The sequence below is a fragment of the Shewanella woodyi ATCC 51908 genome (genome assembly GCF_000019525.1).
GTDB classification, from domain to species: Bacteria; Pseudomonadota; Gammaproteobacteria; order Enterobacterales; family Shewanellaceae; genus Shewanella; species Shewanella woodyi.
This window is the reverse complement of record NC_010506.1, coordinates 2,628,777-2,653,879: the sequence shown is the minus strand read 5'-3', so window position 1 is coordinate 2,653,879 and position 25,103 is coordinate 2,628,777. Positions and strand designations below refer to the sequence as shown.

At 42.2% G+C, this 25,103-nt stretch carries 18 protein-coding genes and 8 tRNA genes; 6 read left to right on the top strand and 20 right to left on the bottom strand.

Going from position 1 to position 25,103, the window contains the following annotated elements; genetic code table 11:
* Positions 1–9 precede the first annotated feature (9 nt).
* Complete coding sequence (grxD, locus tag SWOO_RS11075; RefSeq protein ID WP_012324789.1) at positions 10–360, bottom strand: Grx4 family monothiol glutaredoxin; 351 nt, start codon at positions 358–360, stop codon at positions 10–12.
* Positions 361–573: 213 nt separating this feature from the next.
* Between grxD and sodB the strand changes: the two genes are divergently transcribed.
* The 4 genes from sodB (at position 574) to SWOO_RS11055 (ending at position 6,223) form a co-directional block, all read left to right on the top strand.
* Positions 574–1,155, top strand: coding sequence for a superoxide dismutase [Fe] (sodB, locus tag SWOO_RS11070; RefSeq protein WP_012324788.1), 582 nt, complete (start codon positions 574–576; stop codon positions 1,153–1,155).
* Between the two features lie 279 nt (positions 1,156–1,434).
* Positions 1,435–3,369, top strand: a complete 1,935-nt coding sequence (locus SWOO_RS11065; RefSeq protein WP_012324787.1) for a PrkA family serine protein kinase — start codon at positions 1,435–1,437, stop codon at positions 3,367–3,369.
* A gap of 50 nt (positions 3,370–3,419) precedes the next feature.
* Positions 3,420–4,688 carry a YeaH/YhbH family protein gene (locus tag SWOO_RS11060; protein WP_041417604.1) on the top strand — a complete coding sequence of 423 codons (1,269 nt, stop codon included), beginning with the start codon at positions 3,420–3,422 and terminating at the stop codon, positions 4,686–4,688.
* An 8-nt stretch (positions 4,689–4,696) separates the two neighbouring features.
* Entirely contained in the window at positions 4,697–6,223 is a 1,527-nt protein-coding gene (locus tag SWOO_RS11055) for a SpoVR family protein (RefSeq protein ID WP_012324785.1), read from the top strand.
* A 67-nt stretch (positions 6,224–6,290) separates the two neighbouring features.
* Here SWOO_RS11055 and rplY read toward each other — a convergent pair whose 3' ends face one another.
* The 14 genes from rplY to SWOO_RS10990 form a co-directional block, all read right to left on the bottom strand.
* On the bottom strand, positions 6,291–6,578 hold the full coding sequence (rplY, locus tag SWOO_RS11050; RefSeq protein WP_012324784.1) for a 50S ribosomal protein L25: 288 nt from the start codon (positions 6,576–6,578) through the stop codon (positions 6,291–6,293).
* Between the two features lie 674 nt (positions 6,579–7,252).
* Complete coding sequence (locus SWOO_RS11045) at positions 7,253–7,801, bottom strand: DUF882 domain-containing protein (RefSeq protein WP_041417602.1); 549 nt, start codon at positions 7,799–7,801, stop codon at positions 7,253–7,255.
* Between the two features lie 112 nt (positions 7,802–7,913).
* Positions 7,914–9,299, bottom strand: a complete 1,386-nt coding sequence (locus SWOO_RS11040) for a L,D-transpeptidase family protein (RefSeq protein WP_012324782.1) — start codon at positions 9,297–9,299, stop codon at positions 7,914–7,916.
* 730 nt (positions 9,300–10,029) lie between these two features.
* Positions 10,030–10,115, bottom strand: a tRNA-Leu gene (locus SWOO_RS11035).
* A 91-nt stretch (positions 10,116–10,206) separates the two neighbouring features.
* Positions 10,207–10,280 (bottom strand) — tRNA-Cys (locus tag SWOO_RS11030).
* 662 nt (positions 10,281–10,942) lie between these two features.
* Positions 10,943–11,028 (bottom strand) — tRNA-Leu (locus SWOO_RS11025).
* A 91-nt stretch (positions 11,029–11,119) separates the two neighbouring features.
* Positions 11,120–11,193, bottom strand: a tRNA-Cys gene (locus SWOO_RS11020).
* Between the two features lie 111 nt (positions 11,194–11,304).
* A tRNA-OTHER gene (locus tag SWOO_RS25940) sits at positions 11,305–11,400 on the bottom strand.
* 15 nt (positions 11,401–11,415) lie between these two features.
* Positions 11,416–11,491 (bottom strand) — tRNA-Gly (locus SWOO_RS11015).
* Positions 11,492–11,629: 138 nt separating this feature from the next.
* Positions 11,630–12,187 carry a CDP-diacylglycerol--glycerol-3-phosphate 3-phosphatidyltransferase gene (pgsA, locus tag SWOO_RS11010; protein ID WP_012324781.1) on the bottom strand — a complete coding sequence of 186 codons (558 nt, stop codon included), beginning with the start codon at positions 12,185–12,187 and terminating at the stop codon, positions 11,630–11,632.
* A gap of 45 nt (positions 12,188–12,232) precedes the next feature.
* Positions 12,233–14,065: an excinuclease ABC subunit UvrC gene (gene uvrC, locus SWOO_RS11005; protein ID WP_041418112.1), complete on the bottom strand. Its 1,833-nt coding sequence runs from the start codon at positions 14,063–14,065 to the stop codon at positions 12,233–12,235.
* 21 nt (positions 14,066–14,086) lie between these two features.
* Positions 14,087–14,737, bottom strand: coding sequence for a UvrY/SirA/GacA family response regulator transcription factor (gene uvrY, locus SWOO_RS11000; RefSeq protein ID WP_012324779.1), 651 nt, complete (start codon positions 14,735–14,737; stop codon positions 14,087–14,089).
* A gap of 691 nt (positions 14,738–15,428) precedes the next feature.
* Positions 15,429–15,519, bottom strand: a tRNA-Ser gene (locus SWOO_RS10995).
* 375 nt (positions 15,520–15,894) lie between these two features.
* Positions 15,895–15,985 (bottom strand) — tRNA-Ser (locus SWOO_RS10990).
* A gap of 184 nt (positions 15,986–16,169) precedes the next feature.
* Here SWOO_RS10990 and SWOO_RS10985 point away from each other — a divergent pair.
* Both SWOO_RS10985 and fabA read left to right on the top strand, forming a co-directional pair.
* A complete protein-coding gene (locus SWOO_RS10985; RefSeq protein ID WP_012324778.1) occupies positions 16,170–17,801 on the top strand; it encodes a S16 family serine protease in 1,632 nt (543 codons plus the stop codon).
* Positions 17,802–17,869: 68 nt separating this feature from the next.
* Positions 17,870–18,385 carry a bifunctional 3-hydroxydecanoyl-ACP dehydratase/trans-2-decenoyl-ACP isomerase gene (gene fabA, locus SWOO_RS10980; protein ID WP_012324777.1) on the top strand — a complete coding sequence of 172 codons (516 nt, stop codon included), beginning with the start codon at positions 17,870–17,872 and terminating at the stop codon, positions 18,383–18,385.
* A 96-nt stretch (positions 18,386–18,481) separates the two neighbouring features.
* Here the strand turns inward: fabA and rmf are convergent, their stop codons facing one another.
* The 5 genes from rmf to rlmKL all read right to left on the bottom strand — a co-directional run bounded on the left by rmf (position 18,482) and on the right by rlmKL (position 25,069).
* Complete coding sequence (gene rmf, locus SWOO_RS25935) at positions 18,482–18,658, bottom strand: ribosome modulation factor (RefSeq protein WP_012324776.1); 177 nt, start codon at positions 18,656–18,658, stop codon at positions 18,482–18,484.
* 176 nt (positions 18,659–18,834) lie between these two features.
* Positions 18,835–20,748 (bottom strand): DUF3466 family protein, encoded by a 1,914-nt coding sequence (locus SWOO_RS10975; RefSeq protein WP_012324775.1) that lies wholly within the window; start codon positions 20,746–20,748, stop codon positions 18,835–18,837.
* Between the two features lie 35 nt (positions 20,749–20,783).
* Positions 20,784–22,703 (bottom strand): ABC transporter ATP-binding protein, encoded by a 1,920-nt coding sequence (locus SWOO_RS10970; RefSeq protein WP_012324774.1) that lies wholly within the window; start codon positions 22,701–22,703, stop codon positions 20,784–20,786.
* Position 22,704: 1 nt separating this feature from the next.
* On the bottom strand, positions 22,705–22,944 hold the full coding sequence (locus SWOO_RS10965; protein WP_012324773.1) for a glutaredoxin family protein: 240 nt from the start codon (positions 22,942–22,944) through the stop codon (positions 22,705–22,707).
* Positions 22,934–25,069 (bottom strand): bifunctional 23S rRNA (guanine(2069)-N(7))-methyltransferase RlmK/23S rRNA (guanine(2445)-N(2))-methyltransferase RlmL, encoded by a 2,136-nt coding sequence (rlmKL, locus tag SWOO_RS10960; protein ID WP_012324772.1) that lies wholly within the window; start codon positions 25,067–25,069, stop codon positions 22,934–22,936. The genes SWOO_RS10965 and rlmKL overlap by 11 nt, the downstream gene beginning before the upstream one ends.
* Positions 25,070–25,103: the final 34 nt, after the last annotated feature.

Here is a 25,103-nt window from a genome sequence, read left to right as displayed (position 1 = left end):
CATAACGAATTAAGAGGGGTTCTCTTCAGATTGGTATTTTGCTGCAGTCTCTGTGATTAATGTCTGAAGTTCACCCTTTTGGTACATCTCAGTCAGAATATCACAACCACCAATCAACTCACCTTCTACCCACAGTTGTGGGAATGTCGGCCAATTAGCGTACTTAGGCAGCTCACTGCGGATATCTGGATGTTGCAGGATATCAACAAACGCAAATTGTGCATTACAGTTAATCATGATCTGAGCTACTTGAGATGAAAAACCACAGCTCGGTAATTTTGGTGAACCTTTCATATACACTATGATAGGGTTTTCAGCGATCTGTTGCTTGATCTTCTCTACTGTTTCGTTTGTTTCCATTTTTATTTCCTAACTCACACATGCGTTAACTAACAAATTAGTACTATTGTACTTCAGGTCACCCCAGAACTAAAACCTACTTTTTATAGGGCTTTAACGAACTCATTTATCGATTGCAATAATCTTATATTTGCACATACTGTTTGTGATTTTTCGAGTAGAATCATTCTAACAAGTACTATAAATCAATTTTTTGTTGAGTGGAGAAACGCAATGGCTTTTGAATTACCAGCACTACCTTACGCTAAAGATGCTCTTGAACCCCATATTTCTCAAGAAACCATCGAATACCATTATGGTAAGCATCATAACACTTATGTTGTAAAGCTTAATGGTCTAGTAGAAGGTACAGAGTTAGCTGAAAAGAGCCTAGAAGAGATCATTAAAACCTCTTCTGGTGGAATTTTTAATAATGCAGCCCAAATATGGAATCACACTTTTTACTGGAACTGTCTATCACCAAATGGCGGTGGTGCAGCAACAGGCGCAGTAGCCAAAGCAATTGATGATGCATTTGGATCTTTTGAAGCCTTTAAAGCGCAATTTACTGATGCCGCAGTGAACAACTTTGGAAGTGCTTGGACTTGGCTTGTAAAAAATGCCGATGGTTCGGTTGCAATCGTCAACACAAGCAATGCTGCCACTCCACTAACTGATAGCAGTGTTACACCTATCATGACTGTGGATGTGTGGGAGCATGCTTACTATATCGATTACCGCAATGTGAGACCTGATTACCTTGCTCACTACTGGGAGTTGGTAAACTGGGATTTCGTGAATCAAAATTTCGCTTAAAATCTTGTGAAATTTCCAACGAGTAACCCTACTCGTTAGTCAAAATAAAAGGAGCTTTTTATAGCTCCTTTTTTGTTCTTACTCCCTGTCATTTTCTATAAAATTTTCCCAACCACATCTGCAACTGTTGCATTTGCAACTGTTGCATTTGCAACTGTTTGTTATTGTTTTATTTGACTTTTTTAATGCTTACTTGGCTTATTAGGTCTAATATTAATAGCAGGAGACTGATTTTCAGTTATCGCTTTGAACCTATTTGGGCGTTTCAGGGGGTGAAATATGAGTATATTTGAGCATTACCAACAGCGCTATGAAAAAAAACTAGACGAAGAATATTCATTACAGGAGTTTTTAACGATCTGTAAAGAGGACCGGAACTCTTATGCTTCTGCAGCAGAAAGATTGCTGCTAGCAATTGGAGAACCAGAGGTTGTCGATACATCAAAAGATCCTGTTCTTAGTCGTATTTTCTCAAACCGATTAATCTCACGTTATCCGGAATTTAAAGACTTCTACGGCATGGAGGAGTCTATTCAACAGATAGTCGCTTACCTTAAGCACTCCGCACAGGGGCTGGAAGAGTCGAAGCAGATTCTTTATCTACTTGGCCCAGTTGGTGGCGGTAAATCTTCACTTGCAGAAAAACTAAAATCTTTGATGCAGAAGATACCTATCTACATTTTAAGTGCAGACGGTGTCAGAAGTCCGGTTAATGATCACCCTTTCTGCCTGTTCAACCCAGAGGAGGATGCCGAGTTACTCGAAAATGAGTACAACATCCCCCATAGATACCTAAAATGCATCATGTCTCCATGGGCTGTTAAGCGGTTACATGAGTTTGGCGGTGATATCTCTAAGTTTAGGGTCGTTAAGGTATATCCAGCCATTTTAGATCAGATGGCCATTGCCAAAACAGAGCCTGGGGATGAGAACAACCAAGATATCTCCTCTCTCGTTGGTAAGGTGGATATAAGACAACTGGAGCATTTTGCCCAAAACGATGCCGATGCCTACTCTTACTCAGGCGCACTGTGCCGAGCAAACCAAGGTTTGATGGAGTTTGTAGAGATGTTTAAAGCGCCCATCAAGGTTCTGCATCCTCTACTTACTGCGACTCAAGAGGGAAACTATAACGGAACGGAGGGATTGTCCGCCCTTCCTTACAATGGCATGATCCTCGCTCACTCCAATGAATCTGAGTGGACCACCTTTAGAAATAACAAAACCAATGAAGCTTTCTTAGACAGGGTATACATAGTTAAGGTCCCCTATTGCCTCAGGGTCACTGAGGAGATACAGATCTATAACAAGTTGCTATGTCATTCAGAGTTAGCGAAAGCGCCCTGTGCACCAGGTACCTTGGAGACACTTGCACAATTTAGTGTACTCTCAAGAATGGTAGCACCGGAAAACTCCTCCATCTATTCAAAGATGCGAGTTTATGATGGGGAAAGCCTCAAAGATACCGATCCAAAGGCGAAATCCTATCAAGAGTATCGTGACTATGCTGGTGTCGATGAAGGGATGCATGGGCTATCAACCCGTTTCTCTTTCAAGATCCTCTCTAAGGTCTTTAACTTTGATCATAGTGAGATTGCAGCTAATCCAGTACACCTTTTCTATGTACTCGAAAGGCAGATCGAGCAGGAGCAGTTCCCATCCGATATGGCCGAGCGCTACCTTGAGTTCCTAAAAGGTTACTTAATCCCTAAATATGTTGAATTTATTGGTAAAGAGATCCAAACAGCTTATCTCGAGTCCTACTCGGAATATGGACAAAACATTTTCGACAGGTATGTCACCTACGCTGATTTTTGGATCCAAGATCAGGAGTATCGAGATCCGGAAACAGGACAGTTATTCGATCGCTCAGCACTCAATGCCGAGCTTGAGAAAATAGAGAAGCCAGCAGGAATAAGCAATCCAAAGGATTTCCGTAACGAGATAGTTAACTTTGTGCTCAGAGCTAGAGCTAACAATGAAGGTTCAAACCCACTTTGGACCAGCTATGAGAAACTCCGCACTGTCATTGAGAAGAAGATGTTCTCAAATACAGAAGATCTATTACCTGTCATCTCATTTAATGCTAAAACCTCAACGGATGACCAACGTAAACACGACGACTTCATCGATCGTATGATGGAAAAAGGCTATACCAAAAAACAAGTCAGACTGCTATCAGAGTGGTATCTGAGAGTACGTAAGTCTTCTTAACTTAGGGACTGGTAGGGAGCTTGCTCCCTGCTATGACTTGGGAGGTGCGCATGGCGAATTTTATCGATAGACGGCTTAATGCTAAAGGAAAAAGCACTGTCAACCGTCAACGTTTCATCAATAGATATAAACAGCAGATAAAAAAATCTGTTAGCGATGCCGTGACCAGACGAAGTGTCACAGACGTCGATAAAGGTGAAAAGATTGGCATACCAACAAAAGATATCTCTGAGCCCTCGTTTCATCAGGGCCAAGGTGGCGTTCGAGAACGCGTCCACCCTGGTAATGATCAATTTACCCGAGGCGACAAAATTGAGCGTCCACCATCAGGTGGCGGTCAAGGAGCGGGACAAGGAGAAGCTTCAGACTCAGGTGAAGGGCAAGACGACTTTGTATTTCAGATCTCGAAAGATGAGTATTTAGAGTTACTTTTTGAAGATCTGGAGCTACCCAACTTACAAAATAATCGACTCAATAAGCTCGTTGAATATCAAACCTATAGAGCAGGGTTTACCAATGATGGTGTACCGGCCAATATCAACATTGTCCGTTCACTACGCTCATCCCTTGCCCGCCGAATTGCGATGTCTTCATCGAAAAAGAAGGCACTAAAAGAGCTTATTAATGAACTTGAGGAACTTGAAAACACCCCAGGTGCAGAAGCTGAAAGAATTCTATTTTTAAAACAAGAGATTGAGGAGTTAAAACAGAAAATTGCTAAAGTACCTTTTATCGACACCTTTGATCTTAGGTATAACAACTTCGCTAAAAAGGAGATCCCCTCCAGTCAAGCTGTCATGTTCTGCATCATGGATGTCTCAGGTTCGATGGATCAAGCAACGAAGGACATGGCGAAACGTTTTTACATATTGCTCTATCTATTTCTTACCCGAACCTATAAAAACTTAGATGTTGTCTATATCCGCCATCATACCCAAGCTAAAGAGGTGGATGAACATGAATTCTTCTATTCACAAGAAACCGGTGGAACCATTGTCTCCAGTGCATTAAAGCTGATGCATCAAATACAGAAAGAGCGTTATCCAGAAAGTGAGTGGAACATCTATGCAGCGCAAGCTTCTGATGGCGACAACTGGGCTGACGACTCCCCAGGATGTAAGACACTGCTTGAGAAAAAGCTGCTCCCAGTAGTGCGCTATTTTAGCTACATAGAGATCACTAACCGCGCTCATCAAACACTTTGGCGAGAATATGAAAGCTTACAAAAAAGCTTTGATAACATAGCTGTACAACATATAAAGCAAGCCGAAGATATCTACCCTGTATTTAGAGAACTCTTTAAAAAGCAAGCTGTTTAGGGGGCGTTATGGATAACAAGAAAAAAAGAACACCGCTAGACGATGGGCCAGATTGGACCTTCGATCTTCTTCAAACCTACTTAACCGAAATTGAAAAAGTAGCGGCTCATTACAAACTAGACTCCTATCCTAATCAAATAGAGGTGATAACCGCTGAACAGATGATGGATGCCTACGCAGGGATAGGTATGCCAATTGGCTATACCCACTGGTCATTTGGTAAAAAGTTCATTGAAACAGAGCAGAGCTATAAGCGTGGTCAAATGGGCCTTGCTTATGAAATAGTGATTAATTCAGATCCCTGTATCGCCTATCTGATGGAGGAGAATACCATCACAATGCAGGCACTTGTGATGGCTCATGCCAGTTTTGGCCATAATAGCTTCTTTAAAAATAACTATCTTTTCAAAACATGGACAGATGCCAGCTCCATCATTGACTACCTTGTATTCGCTAAAAAGTACATCAGTCAATGCGAAGAGGCTCACGGTGCTGAAAAGGTGGAGCTTATTATCGACTCCTGTCACGCATTGATGAATTACGGTGTGGACAGGTACAAACGTCCCAGTGAGATCTCTTTTAAAGAGGAGCAACTAAGACAGAAAGACCGTGAAGAGTATCTACAAAGTCAAGTCAACGACCTCTGGCGCACTATCCCTTTAAACCAAAGTGATGCAAAAGAGAAACCCAGATCTCATTTTCCCGAAGAGCCTCAGGAGAATATTCTCTACTTTATTGAGAAGCACGCACCACTGTTAAAACCTTGGGAGAGAGAGATTGTTCGAATAGTACGAAAGATGGGGCAATATTTCTATCCACAAAAACAGACTCAGGTGATGAACGAAGGCTGGGCAACCTTTTGGCACTACACCATACTTAACCACCTTTATGATGATGGTTTAGTCACAGATCGTTTTATGATGGAGTTTTTGCAGAACCACACCAATGTGGTCGCACAGCCAAGCTACAATAGCCCCTACTATAGCGGCATTAACCCCTATGCCTTAGGTTTTAATATGTTTGTCGATATCAGGCGAATATGTGAGAACCCTACAGAGGAGGACAAACGTTGGTTCCCGGATATTGCAGGCAGTGATTGGCTTGAAACCCTGCATTTTGCTATGCAGAACTTTAAAGATGAGAGCTTTATCAGCCAATACCTATCACCAAATATTATTCGCCAATTTAAACTCTTTGGTGTACTAGATGATGATAAGAAAAACTACCTGTCTGTATCGGCTATTCATGATGATCAAGGCTATAAAGATATACGTCAAATGCTATCGCAGCAGTATAACCTGTCCAACTTAGAGCCTAACATTCAAGTGCAGAGTGTTGAAGTGAAAGGAGATAGGTCCCTAACCTTAAGGTATATTCCAACAAATCGCGTACCTCTGGCAAAAAGCCGCCATGAAGTTGTAAAGCATCTGCATCGGCTCTGGGGCTTTGACGTGAGGTTAGAGGAGTTAAATCTAGACGGTGAGCGTACAGTAATAGCCGCCTGCCCCGATCAGGAAGATGAAGAGGAATCTTAAAAAACTTAGAAATGAAACATAAAAAAAGCGCCATTAGGCGCTTTTTTTATGTGATAACACAATACAATTAAGCGTATGTGAAATCTACGTGCTCGATAAGAGGCTTGAATGCGTGACGTTGCATAGCTTTTACACTCACTTTAACATCAGAACCGTCTAGGTTGATTGTTAATGTGCTTGTGTAAAAATCTTCATTCTCTTGAATGTTGATGATATCTTTATGGTCAAAAACAATAGCAACTGGCTCTTTACCTGGACCATAGATAACTGCAGGAACTTTGTCAGCATGACGTAGGCGGCGGCTCGAACCTTTCCCGATTTCAGTACGGACTTGTGCAGCGATAGTGTAAGACATGTTTTTCTCACTTAATTAAATTAGTTTCAGTTTGTCTTCATTTTCGACCAATGAAGACGCATTTATTGCGGGCGAATACTACCACACACTGTTAGGCCTAACCAACTATTAATACCAATTATTATAAAGATTTGATCGCTCAGCGAGAGTTTAGCGGTCCTGAGGCAAGATCCTTAATTGCTCCTCGGCTCTAGCATCCTGCTTCGCCCTACCTCCTATATCTGACTTCCATGGAAAGGAAGAAATGTCTTATTTTGTATGGAACAAAATAAGACCATATAATCGTGCATTAATGACATTCACCACATCTGACCTCCACGGTCTTAAGCGTTCCATACGCTTTAAAGACATTTCCCATATCCCTATGGGTCAGTGGAGGAAATGTCTTATGTATGTCAGGAACATACAAGACCATGTGGTTTGCAACGAGTGAAGAGCATAGTGAAACTAGGGTTAAGCTCCCTCTTTGTTTATAAAAAGTCACAGCATCAGGACCGCTAAAACTCGCCTGTAAGGAGTGTTTTTGGCTGTCTACTTCTGCGTTGAATGAACTCATAAGGGTATAACCATTGTGTCATCCATTCGCCTTGAATTAGTTTGCCAAAAAACACTCTGAGTAGATCAACTTCTTATACTAATTGGTATAAGTCGCTAAAAATGGGATATTCTTCTCGTTACCAAGTTCGAACAGGCCCAGTGTCGACGTGAATAAAACCTGAGCGTGGGTAATAACCTACGCCACCGAGCTTTAGCTCTATCGCTGCATCACGTAGGTCGCTCAAATTAACATTAGGAAGTGCAATATCCATCGCCATCCCCTTCATATGATAGCTTTTTTTAGCAACACCATTATTTTTAGATGCTAACATCGCATTTGTCTGTGGAGAGCGATACCCTGATATCACGTTGAAATCCTCCTCCACGTTGAGCGACAGTTTTAACTTAAATAGAAGATCATATAAACGCTTATCCATTGGAGCAGACTCATTGCGTCTATGATCTCTCAATGTATGACTAAATTCGGATAAGGTTTTCTCTTGATAGTTTCCATCAATCCAATAGCTACCGAAACCTCGTTCGCCAGTATGAAGATTATTAAAGCCTAAGCTACGTACACCTGTTGTTGAACGACTTGCTTGTACTTTGGAAGGAATAACGGAAAACATTGCAACACCACTAAGGCCAAGCAACAACTGCCTACGAGCAGGACAAACTAAAGACACACTACCACCACTGACTACTTTTTAAACACGAGTGCGGACAAAGTAAACTGAAAGAATAGGGAAATCAAGTTAACCTTAATAAAGATTTGACGTATCAAAAAAGCTTCAAAAATTAATTCTGTATTGAGGCAAGCTTAGGCATTGAATTCTGGTGATAAATATCATTACGAAATTGTGCAAGTCCAGATTCATCTACCCATGCGGTCCAATAGACCAGATGAACAGCGAGGAAGTTATCGAACGCAAACCACTGGGTTTTGTCTCTTTCAGTTTGAAGATCTACCCATGTTTGTTTATCACTCACCAAATTAGAAGCCAACCAATTTGCTAATGACTCAACCTTTTCAACCCTAATACAGCCAGAAGAGAGCGCTCTGTTACTCTCCTCGAATAGCGCTTTGTCATAGGTATCATGAAGGTAGACATTATATTCATTTTTAAAGTAAAACTTATAACGCCCTAAAGTGTTATCTTTTCCAGGCTTTTGTACTAAGCGGTATGGAAACCTTCCTCCCGCTAACGTTTGCCACTCTTCAGGTGACTTTACAATCTCATCACCCGCAGAGTTAAAGACATCAAAGTTATGTTCACTGATATAGGCTCCATCTTTGCGCACTTTAGGTAACAGATCCCGCCTTAGCAACGTTCTCGGTACCCGCCAACTAGGATTAAGCACCATATTAGAGATATAACTGCTTAACCTAGGAGTTTGACGATATGGTTTCCCCACAATCACTCTTGACTCTAATTGGACTTGTCCCTTATCCACTAAAACCATCTCAAAAGCCGGGATATTCACTAACAGGAACCTTGGCCCAATAGTCGAGAGATAACTTGACTTACTGATAAAATTTTCAGCGAGTAAAGCGGCCCTTTTTTTGGGCGTTAAATTAATCCATCTTAGTGTTTCAGGCCCAATCACCCCATCCTGCTTTAGCCCGTGACGACGTTGAAAGTTCAAGACCCCTCTAACAAGCTCTGACGTCATTACGCTATTGTCTGGATCTAAAAAGTTGAGATCTCCTAGCCAGTTTAATCTACGGCTTATCACCTTCACAGCTGGATTAATATCCCCCTCTTTCAGCCAAATATCTAGCACTAATGGTTGCCAGCTTTCAGTTTGTTCAACCCAAAGCAGATAGCGAATACGGTTGCTAATAGGAAGGTAGTCAGAAGAGCTAGGTTCCAAGGAGATCACATTACGATATAGATCATCACTTCCCCCCTCCCCACGGCTCTGGATTTTGACAGAGCGCCAGAAGTTGGCAACTTCGAGTTGAATATCATTGGTAAGATCAAGCTGCTCCTCTTCAAGGTCCTGAGTAAGCAACTGATTATATTTAGAGAAAGATGGGTCAATTAAACTAATGAGCTGAACTTGATATCTAAGTGCATTAATTGCAGCAGAATTTTTGTCTAGCGCCAATACACAGGGAGTAGCACACAGTTGAATGAATAGTGCCATAATGACATACCCAACCCTATTCCCTTTATGCATAGTACAGCCTCCCCATGTTACCTATTACACTAGAGAGGTGAATAAATATTTTCACATCTAATGCATGGGCGTAAATAAAGTTTACCCTCGGAAGGTAAATAATGCCAAAGCTCTATTTTAGCTAAAGTACTCAAAACCGCACCTTCACCGACTCAGTCAGTCGTACTCATAGCTATCTCAAAAAAAGAAATGATGTTTTTTCGGATACTTAACATCCCCTAAGCATGTAGCGATACCTCAATAAAACTTCTATCAGCCACTCATTTACAAATCAAACGTTATAAACAAAAATAGCGAGGGATTTAGTTTTATATACAAGAAAACCCCGACTAATGCCGAGGCTTCGATGTCATCTTAATGATGGTACCCGAGGCCGAACTTGAACCGGTCGCGTTTTATTAAAGAGTAGCGAGGGATTTAGGCTGTTCCATAAAAGCTTGATACAAAAAAGCCCCGACTAATGTCGAGGCTTCAATGTCATCTTAATGATGGTACCCGAGGCCGGACTTGAACCGGTCGCGTCTTATTAAGAGTAGCGAGGGATTTAGGCTGTTCCATAAAAGCTTGGTACAAAAAAGCCCCGACTAATGCCGAGGCTTCAATGTCATCTTAATGATGGTACCCGAGGCCGGACTTGAACCGGTCGCGTCTTATTAAGAGTAGCGAGGGATTTAGCTTTAGATACAAGAAAGCCCCGACTAATGCCGAGGCTTCAATGTCATCTTAATGATGGTACCCGAGGCCGGACTTGAACCGGCACGCTTATTCAGCGAGGGATTTTAAATCCCTTGTGTCTACCGATTCCACCACTCGGGCAAACTCGTTGATGTTGACGATACGTATTATCGGTAGTTAATACTGTTTGGAATAGTAAAGTTACTGAGCCAAACTCATCAATATCTTAATATGGAGGCGCGACCCGGAGTCGAACCGAGATCGACGGATTTGCAATCCGCAGCATAGCCATTCTGCCATCGCGCCAAAAAAACCTCTTCAAACAATCAAGCAAATCGATGTCGTCTTCAGAAGATGTGGCTACTTTAACTGATTTGAAAAATGAGTCAACACTAAGGTTTATCTTTCTTATTCATATGGTTAAAAACCGATCCGCGCAGTTTACTTTACATTCACAATGCTTACTAGTTAAGCAAAGCTCTCTTTAGGCAACAATCACGAGAATATGGGCTCCACCGTATTTTCATTTTCTTTTGCGCACAAAAAAGCCCCGACTAATGCCGAGGCTTCAATGTCATCTTAATGATGGTACCCGAGGCCGGACTTGAACCGGTCGCGTCTTATTAAGAGTAGCGAGGGATTTAGGCTGTTCCATAAAAGCTTGATACAAAAAAGCCTCGACTAATGTCGAGGCTTCAATGTCATCTTAATGATGGCACCCGAGGCCGAACTTGAATCGGTCGCGTTTTATTAAAGAGTAGCGAGGGATTTAGGCTGTTCCATAAAAGCTTGGTACAAAAAAGCCCCGACTAATGTCGAGGCTTCAATGTCATCTTAATGATGGTACCCGAGGCCGGACTTGAACCGGTCGCGTCTTATTAAGAGTAGCGAGGGATTTAGGCTTTTCCATAAAAGTTTGATACAAAAAAGCCCCGACTAATGTCGAGGCTTCAATGTCATCTTAATGATGGTACCCGAGGCCGGACTTGAACCGGCACGCTTATTCAGCGAGGGATTTTAAATCCCTTGTGTCTACCGATTCCACCACTCGGGCAAACTCGTTGATGTTGACGATACGTATTATCGGTAGTTAATACTGTTTGGAATAGTAAAGTTACTGAGCCAAACTCATCAATATCTTAATATGGAGGCGCGACCCGGAGTCGAACCGAGATCGACGGATTTGCAATCCGCAGCATAGCCATTCTGCCATCGCGCCAATATTTATAAAATCGGAGCGAACCTTCTCTAATAAAGAGTGGTTCGAACCGCCTCTTCATTTAAACAAGAAGCAATCTCCTACCAAAACCTTATCTCTTTAATAAAGTTTTGGAGCGACATATCGGGTTCGAAAAAAATTACCGATATCCTATAGCTAGGTATCGCGCACTTGACTTTAATAAAGAGTCAACTGAGCTAATGTCGCAAATCTTTGTAAGATTGGAGCGACATATCGGGTTCGAACCGATGACCTATACCTTGGCAAGGTATCGCTCTACCAACTGAGCTAATGTCGCAAATCTTAACTATCAATCAGAACTGTTTAACAAGCTTTCCCCTGACTGCGGAATGGCATTCTACCGATTTAATACCAAGAGTCAATTGCATATTTCACAATAAATGACTGCTTGAACACTAAATGGGCTTTTTGCATTTTAATTATTCGATTCAGCAGTTAAATCACTCCAAGCCGCCATGATATAACTCATCATTGACCAGAAAGTCAGTACGGCAGCAACATAAAACAGGGCATAAGCTGCATAAGTGATTAAGTCATTAGGATGCCAAATTAACCCAGTAATGGCGGTCATCTGAGCGGCAGTTTTGTATTTGCCGATCCAAGAGACAGCCACCGAACCACGCTTACCAATTTCAGCCATCCACTCTCTTAGTGCAGAGATCACGATCTCTCTACCAATCATAAACAGAGCAGGAAGTGTCATCCAAATACTGTTGTACTCGGCAACTAAAAGCACCAACGCCGTAGTGACCATAATTTTATCGGCAACTGGATCGAGAAAAGCACCAAAGCGAGTCGACTGCTTTAACTTTCTGGCGGCATAACCATCGAGAGCATCTGTCACTGCTGCCAACCAAAATACGAATGCCGCAAAAAATGGCGACCAAGAATAGGGCAGGTAAAAAATAACAACAAACACAGGCAATAAGAACAACCTGAACAAAGTTAACGCGATAGGTATATTAAACGGCATGAGAAAACCAAAAATTTTAAAAGCAGCGCCAATCTTGCCTTAATTTTATGACCCCCGCAATGAATCATGTATCGTTTGTGCCATTTCTACGCTAATACCGGGTACTTTTGCTAATTCAGACACACTGGCACCTTTTACTTCCTGAATTCCACCTAAATATTGCAGTAGTGCTTTACGGCGTTTAGGGCCGACACCAGCGATGGATTCTAACGTTGAGGTATTACGCGTTTTTTGGCGTTTATTACGATGGCCGGTTATGGCAAACCGATGAGATTCATCTCGAATGTGTTGAATAAGATGTAGCGCACCTGAATCTGCTGGCAGAGTAAAGGATTGCTCATTTTCACCATAGATAAGTGTTTCTAAACCAGGTTTTCTGCCCTCTCCCTTCGCAACACCTATGAGCAGGGGCGCAACATCTAAATTGGCAAACTTTTCGTCAACCACTTTCTGAGCAATTCTGAGCTGCCCTGTTCCACCATCGATAAATAAGATATCAGGCACCTTGCCACTCTTTTCAATATTATCGAACCGCCTAGTCAATGCTTGCTTCATTGCCGCATAATCATCACCAGGGGTTATTCCACTGATGTTGTATCTACGATACTCAGCTTTATTCGGGCCTTCTCGGTTAAAAACAACACAAGAAGCGACCGTGCTCTCCCCCATAGTATGGCTAATATCAAAACACTCCATTCGAGTGACCGCTTTACTGACCTCTATCGCCTCCTCCAACAGAAGGAAGCGCTGCTCAACAGTACTCTTATGTGATAGACGCGTGTTCACTGCATTTGTCGCATTGGTTAATGCGAGTTTTAAAAACTTAGCGCGTTCACTTCTTACTTTGGTTTTAATCTCAACTTTTTTATCAAGTGCACTCTGTATCGCATCGACTAAAACAGGCAGATCTGCGAAATCATGACTTAAGAGAATCTCTTTAGGTACGGTTCTTTGACTGTCAGCATTAAGATAAAACTGCAACATAAATGAGCTTAGCACTTCATCAAGCTCTGTTTGTGCAGGCACTTTAGGGTAGTAACTTCGACTCCCAAAAATTTTTCCGTCGCGAATAAAGAGCAGATGGAAACAGGCCACACCCGAAGCATAATAAGCACCAATAACATCCATATCTCCAGAGGTATGTGACACTTCCTGCTGCTCAGCAACCCTTCTTAGCGCAGAGATTTGATCTCTAAAACGCGCCGCTTGCTCATACTCTAACATGTGAGCAGCAGTCTCCATTTTTAACACCAACTCAGACATCACCTGCTGATCCCGCCCTTTAAGAAATAAGCTTGCAAGTTTGACCTGAGCCGCGTACTCCTCATCATTAATCTTAGCTACACAAGGGGCACTGCAACGGCCAATTTGGTATTGCAAGCAGGGTCTAGACCTCGCTTTATAATACACATCTTCACACTGCCTGATCGGAAAGATTTTCTGCATCAAGTGCAAACTCTCCCTAACCGCTCCTCCATTAGGATAGGGACCAAAATAACTCCCTTTATGGCGTTTAGGGCCTCTATGATAGGCAAGCCTTGGGTGTTTATGATGGCTAAGCAAGATATAAGGGTAGGACTTGTCATCTCGAAGTAACACATTATATCTGGGCATATACTGCTTGATATAATCATTTTCAAGCAACAAGGCATCGGTTTCACTGTGTGTTACCGTCACATCGATATTGGCAATATGTGATACCAGCGCATGGGTTTTTACATTAGGCAGGTTTTTTCTGAAATAGGAGGTGAGCCGCTTCTTTAGATCTTTAGCCTTACCAACGTAGATAACCGTCTCTTCACTGTCGTACATTCTGTACACGCCAGGCGATGAAGAGACGCTTTGTAAAAATGCTTTTGAATCAAACTGAGACAAGATAGGTTCCAAATAAGCAGGGAGTTAAAACTGACCTGTGTCTAACATTTTGTAACGGATGGCCAAACGAGTAAGCTCAACGTCACCACTTATTCCAAGCTTGGCAAATAAGCGATAGCGATAGCGATAACTATTCACGGTTTTAGGACTTAAATTAAGTTGCTCGGAGATATCATTCACTTTCTCACCATTGGTGATCATCATCATGATCTGCAACTCACGTTCGGAAAGAGTCTTAAAAGGGTTATCCTCTGTCTGATTAAACTGGCTCAGCGCCATCTGCTGCGCAATCTCAGGAGATAAATACCGTTGTCCGTGTGCGACTTGCCTAATGGCTTGTAACACTTCTGGCGGTGTCGCGCCTTTCGTCAGATAGCCAGATGCCCCGGCTTGCATCACCTTAGTTGGGAAAGGATCTTCAGTATGAATGGTCAACACAATGATTTTTGCATGGGACTGGTAACGAAGAATTTTTCTTGTGGCTTCCAAACCACCAATTCCCGGCATATTCATATCCATCAAAATAACATCGGCTTCATTATTTCGACTCCACTGAACAGCGGTTTCTCCATCTCCAGCCTCACCTACGACTTTAATGCCACGCTCATCTTCAAGAAGGCGCCGTATTCCGGTTCTAACTAATTCATGATCATCGACTAAATATACAGAAATCAAATCTAACCTACCCTAGATGTAATGCGATGAACCTAACCGATCCAACATCGTATTTAAAGGTAATTTAGCCCATAAAGGAGCAATAGGAAAGCGCTATTTACCATAAGCTAACGTAATGAATTATAAGTAAACAACTTATTAGTTCTTCACGATCACGACTTTGACAAACCACATGAAAGTAATGAATAAAGTATGCAGAACTCAAGACTGCAATCTTTCCCATATTAAAGAGATCAAGATATAGGCCCCCTAATCAAGCAAAGACTCAAACCTGAAATGACACCAGAATTAAAAACATTAAAAAGAGGAGCCCTAATATTAAACTATAAACCCTAGATGTGAAAAAACGCTAACATTGCTACTAGCGGTTCTATCTAAATATGGCAAAGGGATAGCTGATTTTAAACAATAGGAACCCTAGGGTTCAACTAACTATCTTGAAACGAAAAAGCCCCAAGTATCTCTACTTGGGGCTTCATCTAAATATGGCAAAGGGATAGCTAATTTTAAACAATAGGAACCCTAGGGTTCATCCCTTTCAAAAGCAAAAAGCCTGACATCTTTCGATATCAGGCCTCTTTTAGTATGCCGGAGGGATAGCTGATTTTAAACAATAGGAACCCTAGGGTTCAACTAACTATCTTGAAACGAAAAAGCCCCAAGTATCTCTACTTGGGGCTTCATCTAAATATGGCGGAGGGATAGGGATTTGAACCCTAGATGGGCTATAAACCCATGCCGGTTTTCAAGACCGGTGCATTCGACCACTCTGCCATCCCTCCGAACGAGCGATATAATAGCCCCAGTTTTTTAGGCTGTAAACTACTATCTGATGATCCTCGTTTTGTATGTTTATTTGATAATCAATTTCACTCAGTGAAAACTTAGACGGTACAGGACAAAAAATCGATATTTTTAACGACAACTCTGTTGTCTTGAATATGGCGGAGGGATAGGCGGAGGGATAGCTGATTTAAATAATAGGAACCCTAGAGTTCATCCCTTTCAAAAGCAAAAAGCCTGACATCTTTCGATATCAGGCTTCTCTGAATATGGCGAAGGGATAGCTAATTTTAAACAATAGGAACCCTAGGGTTCAACTAACTATCTTGAAACGAAAAAAGGCCACTCTTTCGAGTAGCCTTTCGTCTTGAATATGGCGGAGGGATAGGGATTTGAACCCTAGATGGGCTATAAACCCATGCCGGTTTTCAAGACCGGTGCATTCGACCACTCTGCCATCCCTCCGAACGATGCGAATAATATAAGTATCCTTGGACCTTGTAAACCACTTTCCACAATAATGCAGCGAAACGATTAATCTTAGCGCACATAATCTGATTGAACTCAATAAATTGAATTTGGCCATCAAACAAGCTGTGCTAATATCTGCTTACTATTAAACAAACAATCATTAAGTAGCACCAGCTATATGAATTCAAACGCCATACCTGTTTCAGCGCTGTCTCCGCAATACAAGCTCCCAACCATCTCTGAGCTTACACATAGCAATCAAACTTTACTGCTGGGTCAAGAGAGAGTATCAAACGCATTCGAGCTGCTAACGATGACAGCACATCAACATATGTACCTAGCTGACTATGCAGGCGTTGATAGACTTGAATTCATTAAAAGCCTTGTTGGTATTCAAGAGAAACAAAGTTACCAATACCTTTCTGGTAATATAAAACGCTCAGATCTGTTAGGTCAATTTAACGAACGTGAACAGAACTCAATGGCTGAAAACCCAATACCAGGTGCACTTGCCAATAATCACTACCTGTTTATTTGTGCGGAATCATTATGGAAAAGAGAGGGACTTTGGGATCTGCTTTTAGATATCTTATCTAAACGAGAGTATAAAGTTCACTCATCACTTGCAGCCACTCCCCTTGACTGTAAAGTCATTCTCGTTGGAAGCAGTATGCAGTACAGCGTCAATTGGGTTGAAGAGAGCAGATTCCCGCACCTGTTTCCAATTTTAGGTGAGATGGTCAATGAGCTCGACCTAAATCACTCATCAGAGTCTGAATATGCAACCTGGCTAAAAGCAGTTGCAGCCACAGTTGATGCAGAACTTGAGCAATCTGCCCTCGCCCCACTGTTTCAATACTGTGCGCGACTTGCCGATCATCAACAAAGGTTCTCATTGCTGTCGGCTCAAATAGGGCAAATGCTTGCACAAGCTAAGGCATACGGCCACTCAAAACTAATCTCAGCTCAGAGTTTCCAATACGCATTAAAACAGTACCAGCAGCGTCACAACGCCTCAGAAATGCTATCAGCTCAAAACTTCGATGATAAGTTTATTAGCCTGCCAACTGATGACTATATGGTAGGGCAAATTAACGGCTTAACAGTATTAGATACGGTTGAGTATTGCTACGGTGAACCTGCCAGAATCACAGCTTCTGTCCACTATGGTGACGGTGAAGTCGCCGATATTGAGCGAAAGTCAGAGCTGGCAGGTAATATTCATGCTAAAGGCATGATGATACTATCTTCATGTCTTTACCGCATTTTTGGTAAAGACGCCCCACTCCACCTCAATGCCAACATTGTGTTTGAACAATCCTATCAAGAGATAGACGGTGACAGTGCCTCATTAGCAGAGTATTGCAGTTTAATCTCTGCCATCACAGAGAAGCCTATTGACCAAGGTATTGCCGTTACTGGAGCACTAGATCAATTCGGTCATGTTCAGGCTATTGGTGGCGTTAATGAGAAGATTGAAGGCTTTTATAATCTGTGTGAACGCCGCGGTTTAACAGGAAGACAAGGCGTCATTATTCCGAGCTCAAACACACAACAACTTAATCTCAATCACAATATTATCGAAGCGATAAAGGCAGGTAAATTTCATCTTTATGGTATTGAGCATATTGATGAAGCGGTTGAGTTATTAATGAACATGAAGGCCGGTGTACCTGACGAGAGTAATAACTTTCCTGACGACTCTCTTTACGGTCTAGTACAAGATAGATTGGCTCGTTTGGCTGGCTATCAAGAAGAGGAGAGTGGATTTTTCGCCAAACTCCTCGAAAAAATGAAATTTTCCAGCTGATCGGAGTTGTTTAGCTTACACGTGTTCGCTAATCTTGGCTCCTAAAATTGCTGGAGTAAAGTATAACAATGAGTAAAGCAAACAGTTTCAATAAAGAAGACCTCATCGCCTGTGGCCATGGTGAACTATTTGGAGAGCACTCTCCTCGCCTCCCTATAGATAATATGTTGATGATAGATCGTATCACTAAGATTAATGCTGATGGCGGAGAGTTTGGTAAAGGTGAAATTGTAGCTGAACTCGATATAAACCCCGAGCTATGGTTTTTTAAATGTCACTTCGATGGGGATCCGGTTATGCCTGGTTGCCTTGGCTTAGACGCATTGTGGCAACTTGTTGGCTTCTTCTTAGGTTGGGAAGGTGCTGAAGGTAAAGGACGAGCGCTGGGAGTTGGAGAGGTTAAGTTTACGGGTCAAGTACTACCTGATGCCAAAAAAGTGACTTACAAACTTACCGTTAAGCGCAAAGTCTACCGTAAATTAGTCATGGGTATTGCCGATGCCGTCATGGAAGTCGATGGTCGAGAGATATACAGTGCAACCGATCTTAAGGTGGGAATATTTAAAGATACATCCAGTTTTTAACGCGATTCTTTAAAGAAAACTCATAAAAATGCCCTCAAGGCTCTGCTCTAGCTATCTCTGTATAGAGAGCAAAGAGTTGCGAGGGCAATCACCACTCTATTTGTTAAATAGACCACTCAGTCGGCCGTCGACCCCCTCTCGCCAACCTCCTAGCCAATGTGACTTAGAGTCAAGTGTTGAATAAGGACAATTTTCCTTTGAGCGGCCGCCAACTCCAGCTTGGAATCCCTTCGAAAAAGCTCTATCTAAACGATCTCTTTTTTGTCTCTTCATGCAAAAATCCTCTGATCTAGGTACAAAGAAGCAATGGCTTCACATACTATGAATAGAACTTTTCTAGACCAAAATCAATCAAAAAATAGTCGATTTTTGCGGTTATTTTTTAAGCCATTGAGTTTTTAAATAAAAAAAATCGAGGCAAATGCCTCGATTTTTTTTAACATTGAAAACTACTTAAAACGTCTGCGAAGCCAAAGTAGTGGTAAGGCAAATAACCAGGCAAAACTGGCTGCGCCTTTGCGCTCATAATTTTCACCTTCACCGTTATCATCGATACAGTTGTTCGCCGCTAACCATGCTTCATCAGCAGTACCAGAGCCTGGTTGTAACACGACCATTCGAGGAAGGAATGAGGTTAATGGGTCGCCATTACCATCAACTGCAAAGATTGGAAGCCCATTATCACCAATAACCAAGTTACCATTAATATCATATTGATATTGAGGCTTACGAACAAAAGCGGTACCCACAATCACACCATCTTCATTGATGCTATTGCCTTCGACCACTTTGATATCTTGGTTATAAGAGAGAGTAACACCTGTTCCATCTTGAACTTCAACTTTATTTCGAACCCAAGCTCCGTCAGCGTTCTTAGCAAAGCCTTTTGATTCGCAAGTCAAAATCTTATTGAGATCATTAAACTCTGTTGCTTCTTTGTCAAACAGGAAACCCGCTTTAGGGCGTGGCTTATCTTTCTCATGAGTCGTCTCAATAAATCCAACTACCTGACCTTTGTTGTTAACAGATTTTGGCTTGCTACCTAGATCGGATAGAGCATTATAAAAATCGTTAGGAACGACAACCTCACCCTCTGGGTTTTGAGTATCGAAATAGAAGAACTTATCACGAACATAACCCTCAATGTACTGACGGAAGCTACCGACTAACATACCGCTATCATTGATATCATAAGCGATAGATTGAAACCTATCTTCAATGAGCGGCACCCAATGAGGTTGATAAGCACCATCTGTACCATCTGGAGTCCAGAAAAACGCATCAAAGGAGACATTGTCATAACCTGGACGTTTGTGGTGTGAACGCCCTGCAACAACCCCTGATGCATTTAGACCAAGACCTTGAGCGATATACACAGTATCTGAGGTTGTCTCAAAACCTAGAGGCAGAAGTTTACTGTCAGTAACAGAGCTACCTGCTTCATCGAGCTGCCATACATAAGCACGGCGCTGATATATGATACGTCGGTTACCATTTGTATCGGGATACTGCTCTATCTGAACACACACATCCGTTGGATAGGTTTCCCCTTCAACACAGGCATCAATACGGTTTTCTGAATCATTAGAGAGCTCAGTACCGACATAACCAGTCACAAGGTTAGCGCTGTTAATGGCAGCAGCAACAGAGTAACCACCGATATTTACTTTGTTATCACCAGCCGTGTTGTTACAAGTCGCGTCTTTCTCATACATGGTACAAGGCGGCAGCAACTGAACTTCAGTTCCTGCAGCATTTTTAGCAAAGCCGCGCTCTTCAAACTCGCGATAGTACCAAAACTCCTGATCTTCATTTGTACCTGTATAAGGAGCAGTCTGCTCCTTCGACGTCATGGAGCCCACTTTCACGCCAGCGTCATTGATCCCATAGTAATACACATCAACTGAGTTGATAGTTTCTGGTTTTTCAGAGTCGGTTTCGCTAGGATCCGTCGTACCATTTACAGAATCGAAAACCGGTAACCAAGGTTTAGCGGTATCAAACTCACTGGCAATAAAAGAGAAATTGTTCGCGATAATGGGCTTATCGATGGAAAAAGTGATCTTCTCTTCGGGTGCAATACCATCTTCAATGTCGATAACTCCGTCATCGTCATCTTCAGATGTAGAAAGCTTTTTCTTTCCCTTAGCAACCGCAACAGACTTCCCATCTGCATTAACGGCCATACCATAGCCATTTCGCGTTCTTTTAAGCGTACCGATAAGTTCAGCCGAATCAGATTCAGACTGATAAACCTCACTTAAATTTTTAATCTCGTAAACAGGGGCTGCTTGCACCCCCTGAAGTGCACCAATTACACCTACGGCAACTAATGATAGGGCTTTATCCAATGTAAACTTCATTAACGCTATTCCCTTACTATTTCTAGTTATGTATTTTATTTAAGCGACTCTAGCTCTTCCCATCGCTCAAAACAAACTTCCAACTCTTGTTCTTTATCTGCAAGCTGTTGGAGCTGGAGATTTATTTTTTCTTGATCCTGAGTGTAAAACTCTGGCGCACTTATCACTTCCTGTAACGCTTCAACCTCTTGCTCTAACTGCTCCATTTGTGCTGGTAACTGTTCGAGTTCGCGTTGCAATTTATAGGAAAGTTTCTTTTCCGGCTTAGCTTTTGGCTCAGATTTAACCTCAAGCGTTTCAACCTTAGCAGGTTGGACAGTGTTAATCGCCTGAGGTTCCTCAGAATAAAAACGAGCCCCTTGAGAGACCGCATCCTGATAACCACCAACGTATTCACTCCACCCACCATTACCGGTAAACCACCAGCTGCTGGTCACGGTATTATCGATAAATGCCCTGTCATGGCTCACGATTAATAAAGTTCCTGGATACTCAGTCAACAAAGACTCTAATAACTCCAGAGTTTCAATATCCAGATCGTTGGTTGGCTCATCGAGAATAATTAAGTTCGCAGGTCTTAACAAGAGACGAGCCAGCAAAAGTCTATTTTTCTCACCGCCAGACAAAGCCTTAACCGGAGTTCTTGCTCGCATTGGCGAAAAGAGAAAATCTTGTAGGTAACTTAGAATATGCCTGTCTTGACCATTAATGGTGATCGTCTTCTTGCCATCTCCGACGTTCTCTTCCACGGTTTTTTCAGGATCGAGAGCTTCACGGTATTGATCAAAGTAAGCGATTTCAAGCTTAGTGCCCACTTTAACGCTACCAGATTGAGCTTCAAGCTGACCTATTAAAAGTTTCACTAAGGTAGATTTACCACAACCGTTTGGACCAATAAGTGCAATTCGGTCACCGCGCATTACCGCTGAGGTAAAGTTTTTCACCAAATTTTTATCTGGCAAGTTGTAGTTCAAATCTTCAATATCAAAGACAAGTTTTCCAGAGCGGTCCGTATCTGCAACGGCCATTTTAGCACCGCCTTGACGATTTAATCTGGCCATACGCTCAACCCTTAAGGCTTTTAGCGCACGTACTCTTCCCTCATTACGTGTACGTCTCGCTTTAACTCCTTGACGGATCCAAGCTTCCTCTTCGGCCAACTTCTTATCAAAATGGGCATTTTGCTCAGCTTCAACCCTTAACCATTCAGCCTTGCCATCCAAATATGCCTGATAATTTCCCGGCCATGAGGTCACAACACCGCGGTCAAGATCCACGATTCTCGTGGCCATTCGTGAAATAAAGCCCCTATCATGACTCACAAAAACAATGGCGCCTTTGTAACTCATAAGGAACTGCTCTAACCACTCAATCGTATCAATATCCAGATGGTTAGTCGGCTCATCTAAAAGCAACAGATCAGGCTCACTCACAAGCGAACGGGCCAGTGCAACTTTACGTTGCCAACCACCCGATAGCTCACACAGTGGGCTGTCGGGATCTAACCCCAGCAACTCACAGTTTTGATTGATTCGGTTATCCAGTTGCCAACCATTTAAGTGATCGATATCCTCTTGCAGACGCTCCATCTGCTTAAGCATGCGCTCCATCTGCTCAGGCTCGGCACTTCCCACATCATGTGCTAACTGATGATAACGCTCTAGTTTCTCACCAACCTCTTGCAAACCCGCAGAGATATAGGAGTAGACAGAGCCTTTCTCTGCTTTAGGTGGATCTTGCTGTAAACGACTGACTTTAACATCGGTCGCTATATTGAATTCACCTTCGTCGAGTAGTACATCACCACTTAAGACTTTCATTAAGCTCGATTTGCCAGCACCATTACGGCCAACAATACAGACACGTTCACCCGCTTCAATGGTGAAATCCGCTTTTTGCAATAGTGGTGTATAGCCATAGGCTAATGAACCATTATTAATACGAACTAAACTCAAGTTATGCTCCTAAAAATTCATTCAATGCATCGATATCAAAGGGCCAATTTAGCTCTCTATTGGTATCGATCTGCTTTAATACTGGAATACGAGTGCCATATTGCTCAACTAAGGTTTCATCATCGCAAATATCTTGGCTCTCAAATTTTACTGCGCTCTGCATAAGCAATTCAGCAGCAAGCTCACACAGATGGCAAACATCTGTGTGGAACAAAATGTAGTTTGAACGGCTATCCGCCATGGGTAAGCAACCAGGTATTGTGGATCTGCGGGTTACGTTTAAAGTCCAGAGGAAGTGTCTGGTTATCTATGTTCTTAACGGTAAAGTTCAAGGCTTCTAATGCTTCGATTTCCATCTTAAACTTGCGCTTATTATTTGAGAAAATAATCTCACCATTAGGGTTTAATAGCTTAATTAGACTCGATAAAAGAGGCACATGATCACGTAGCACATCAAAAGAGTCCTCCATTCTCTTAGAGTTAGAGAATGTCGGTGGATCGATAAAAATCAGGTCAAACTTATCGTGAGTGGTTTTAATCCACTGCATACAGTTAGCTTGAACAAACTGATACTTATCATCATTTAAACCGTTTAAAGCAAAGTTTTCTTTAGCCCAGTTTGTATAGGTATTAGACATGTCGACAGTCTTTACCGACTTAGCCCCACCTAGAGCGGCATGGACAGAGGCTGTTCCTGTGTATGCAAACAGGTTCAATACATCACGATCTTTGGATTTTTCACCCACTAATTTACGCGTTAGGCGGTGATCTAAGAAAAGACCTGTATCTAAATACTCTTTAAGGTTTAACTTAAATTTAGCGCCATACTCAGTGGTAATAAGCTCAAGCTTGTTTGCTTGGATCTTCTCGTACTGGTTAGTGCCTTTCTGCTTCTCACGGGTTTTTAAAATAATATTATTGGGATCGATACCGATCGCCCCCGGTAGAGTGATAAGTACATCTGTTAATCGACGTTTAGTGACAGACTCAGGGATATCGACAGGTGCAGTATATTCTTGGATCACAACGTAATCTAAGTACTTATCAATGGCAACTTTGTAATCGGGTAGATCAGCATCATAGATACGATAGCTATCAATCCCCTCTTTCTTAGCCCATTTTTGTAGCTGCTTAATATTCTTTTTTACCCGGTTCACAAAAGGCACTGCAATATCACTCACATCACCTTCACGATTGATATTACTTGGATCAACACGTCGCGTATTTGTAGCATGAACAGTATAGAGATTAAAGGCGCACTCTAGCGCACCATTATTCATCTTCATCTGTTTATCTGCTTTTAACTTTAACGCAGACAATAGCTCTACATCGCTGTTCAAAACAGCAAGATTCCAGCCACCAAATTCAGCTTTAAACTTATCACCAAGCTGATAATACAACTGCAGTAATGCTGTCACTGTGCCTAATCGTTCACCATAAGGTGGATTGGTAATGAGATAGCCAGTCTCTTCAGGTACTTTCACGTTTAATGCGTTAGTAACACTAAAATCGATTAACTCCAAGACACCAGCATTTGCGGCATTCTTTTTTGCAAGTGCCACAATACGTGAGTCGATATCCGAGCCATAAAATTTAGTTTTACAGCGTGTAATACCTATCGATGCCCTCGCCTTTGCTTCGTCCAGCAGCTCTTGCCAGTATTTATCATTGTGTCTCAGCCAATGTTCAAAACCGAAACGCTCCCGATGAAGACCAGGGGCCATATCGCAGGCCATCATGGCGGCTTCAATTAAAATCGTACCACTACCGCAGAATGGATCTAACAAGGAAACTGGATTTTTCTGCCATCCACTTCGCATCAACATATTAGCGGCGAGGTTTTCTTTAAGTGGTGCTTCACCCGTTATGTCACGGTAACCACGTTTGTGCAGTGCAGGGCCTGAAAAGTTCAAACCAATGGTGATTTGACCGCGGCGATAGTGTGCATCAATTCTAAAATCCGCATCGACACGAGCTACGTCTGGTCTTGGGCAATCATCATCACGGAAGCGATCAACGATGGCATCCTTAATTTTAAGTGCACCAAACATGGTGTTATTAATAAAGCCACCCATACCGTGAAAATCGATACTAAATGTGCTGCGGTGGTTGAACTCCATCTGCCAATCAATGCCATATGCGGCATTGTAAAGCTGCTCAGGCGATTCACATGGTCCTTTATGGATAACAAAAATTATCCGACTAGCAATTCTTGACCAAAGGGTAATTCGATATCCCAACTCGAGCGAAGCTGAAAAGTAAACACCAGCAACACTCTCTTTAATGTCAGACGCACCGAGGTCCGCTAACTCAAGTGATAACGCATATTCATAGCCCCTAGGAGCCGCAGCAAAGAAATTTAACATCAATAAATAGGTACGCAGTAAAAATTAATCACGC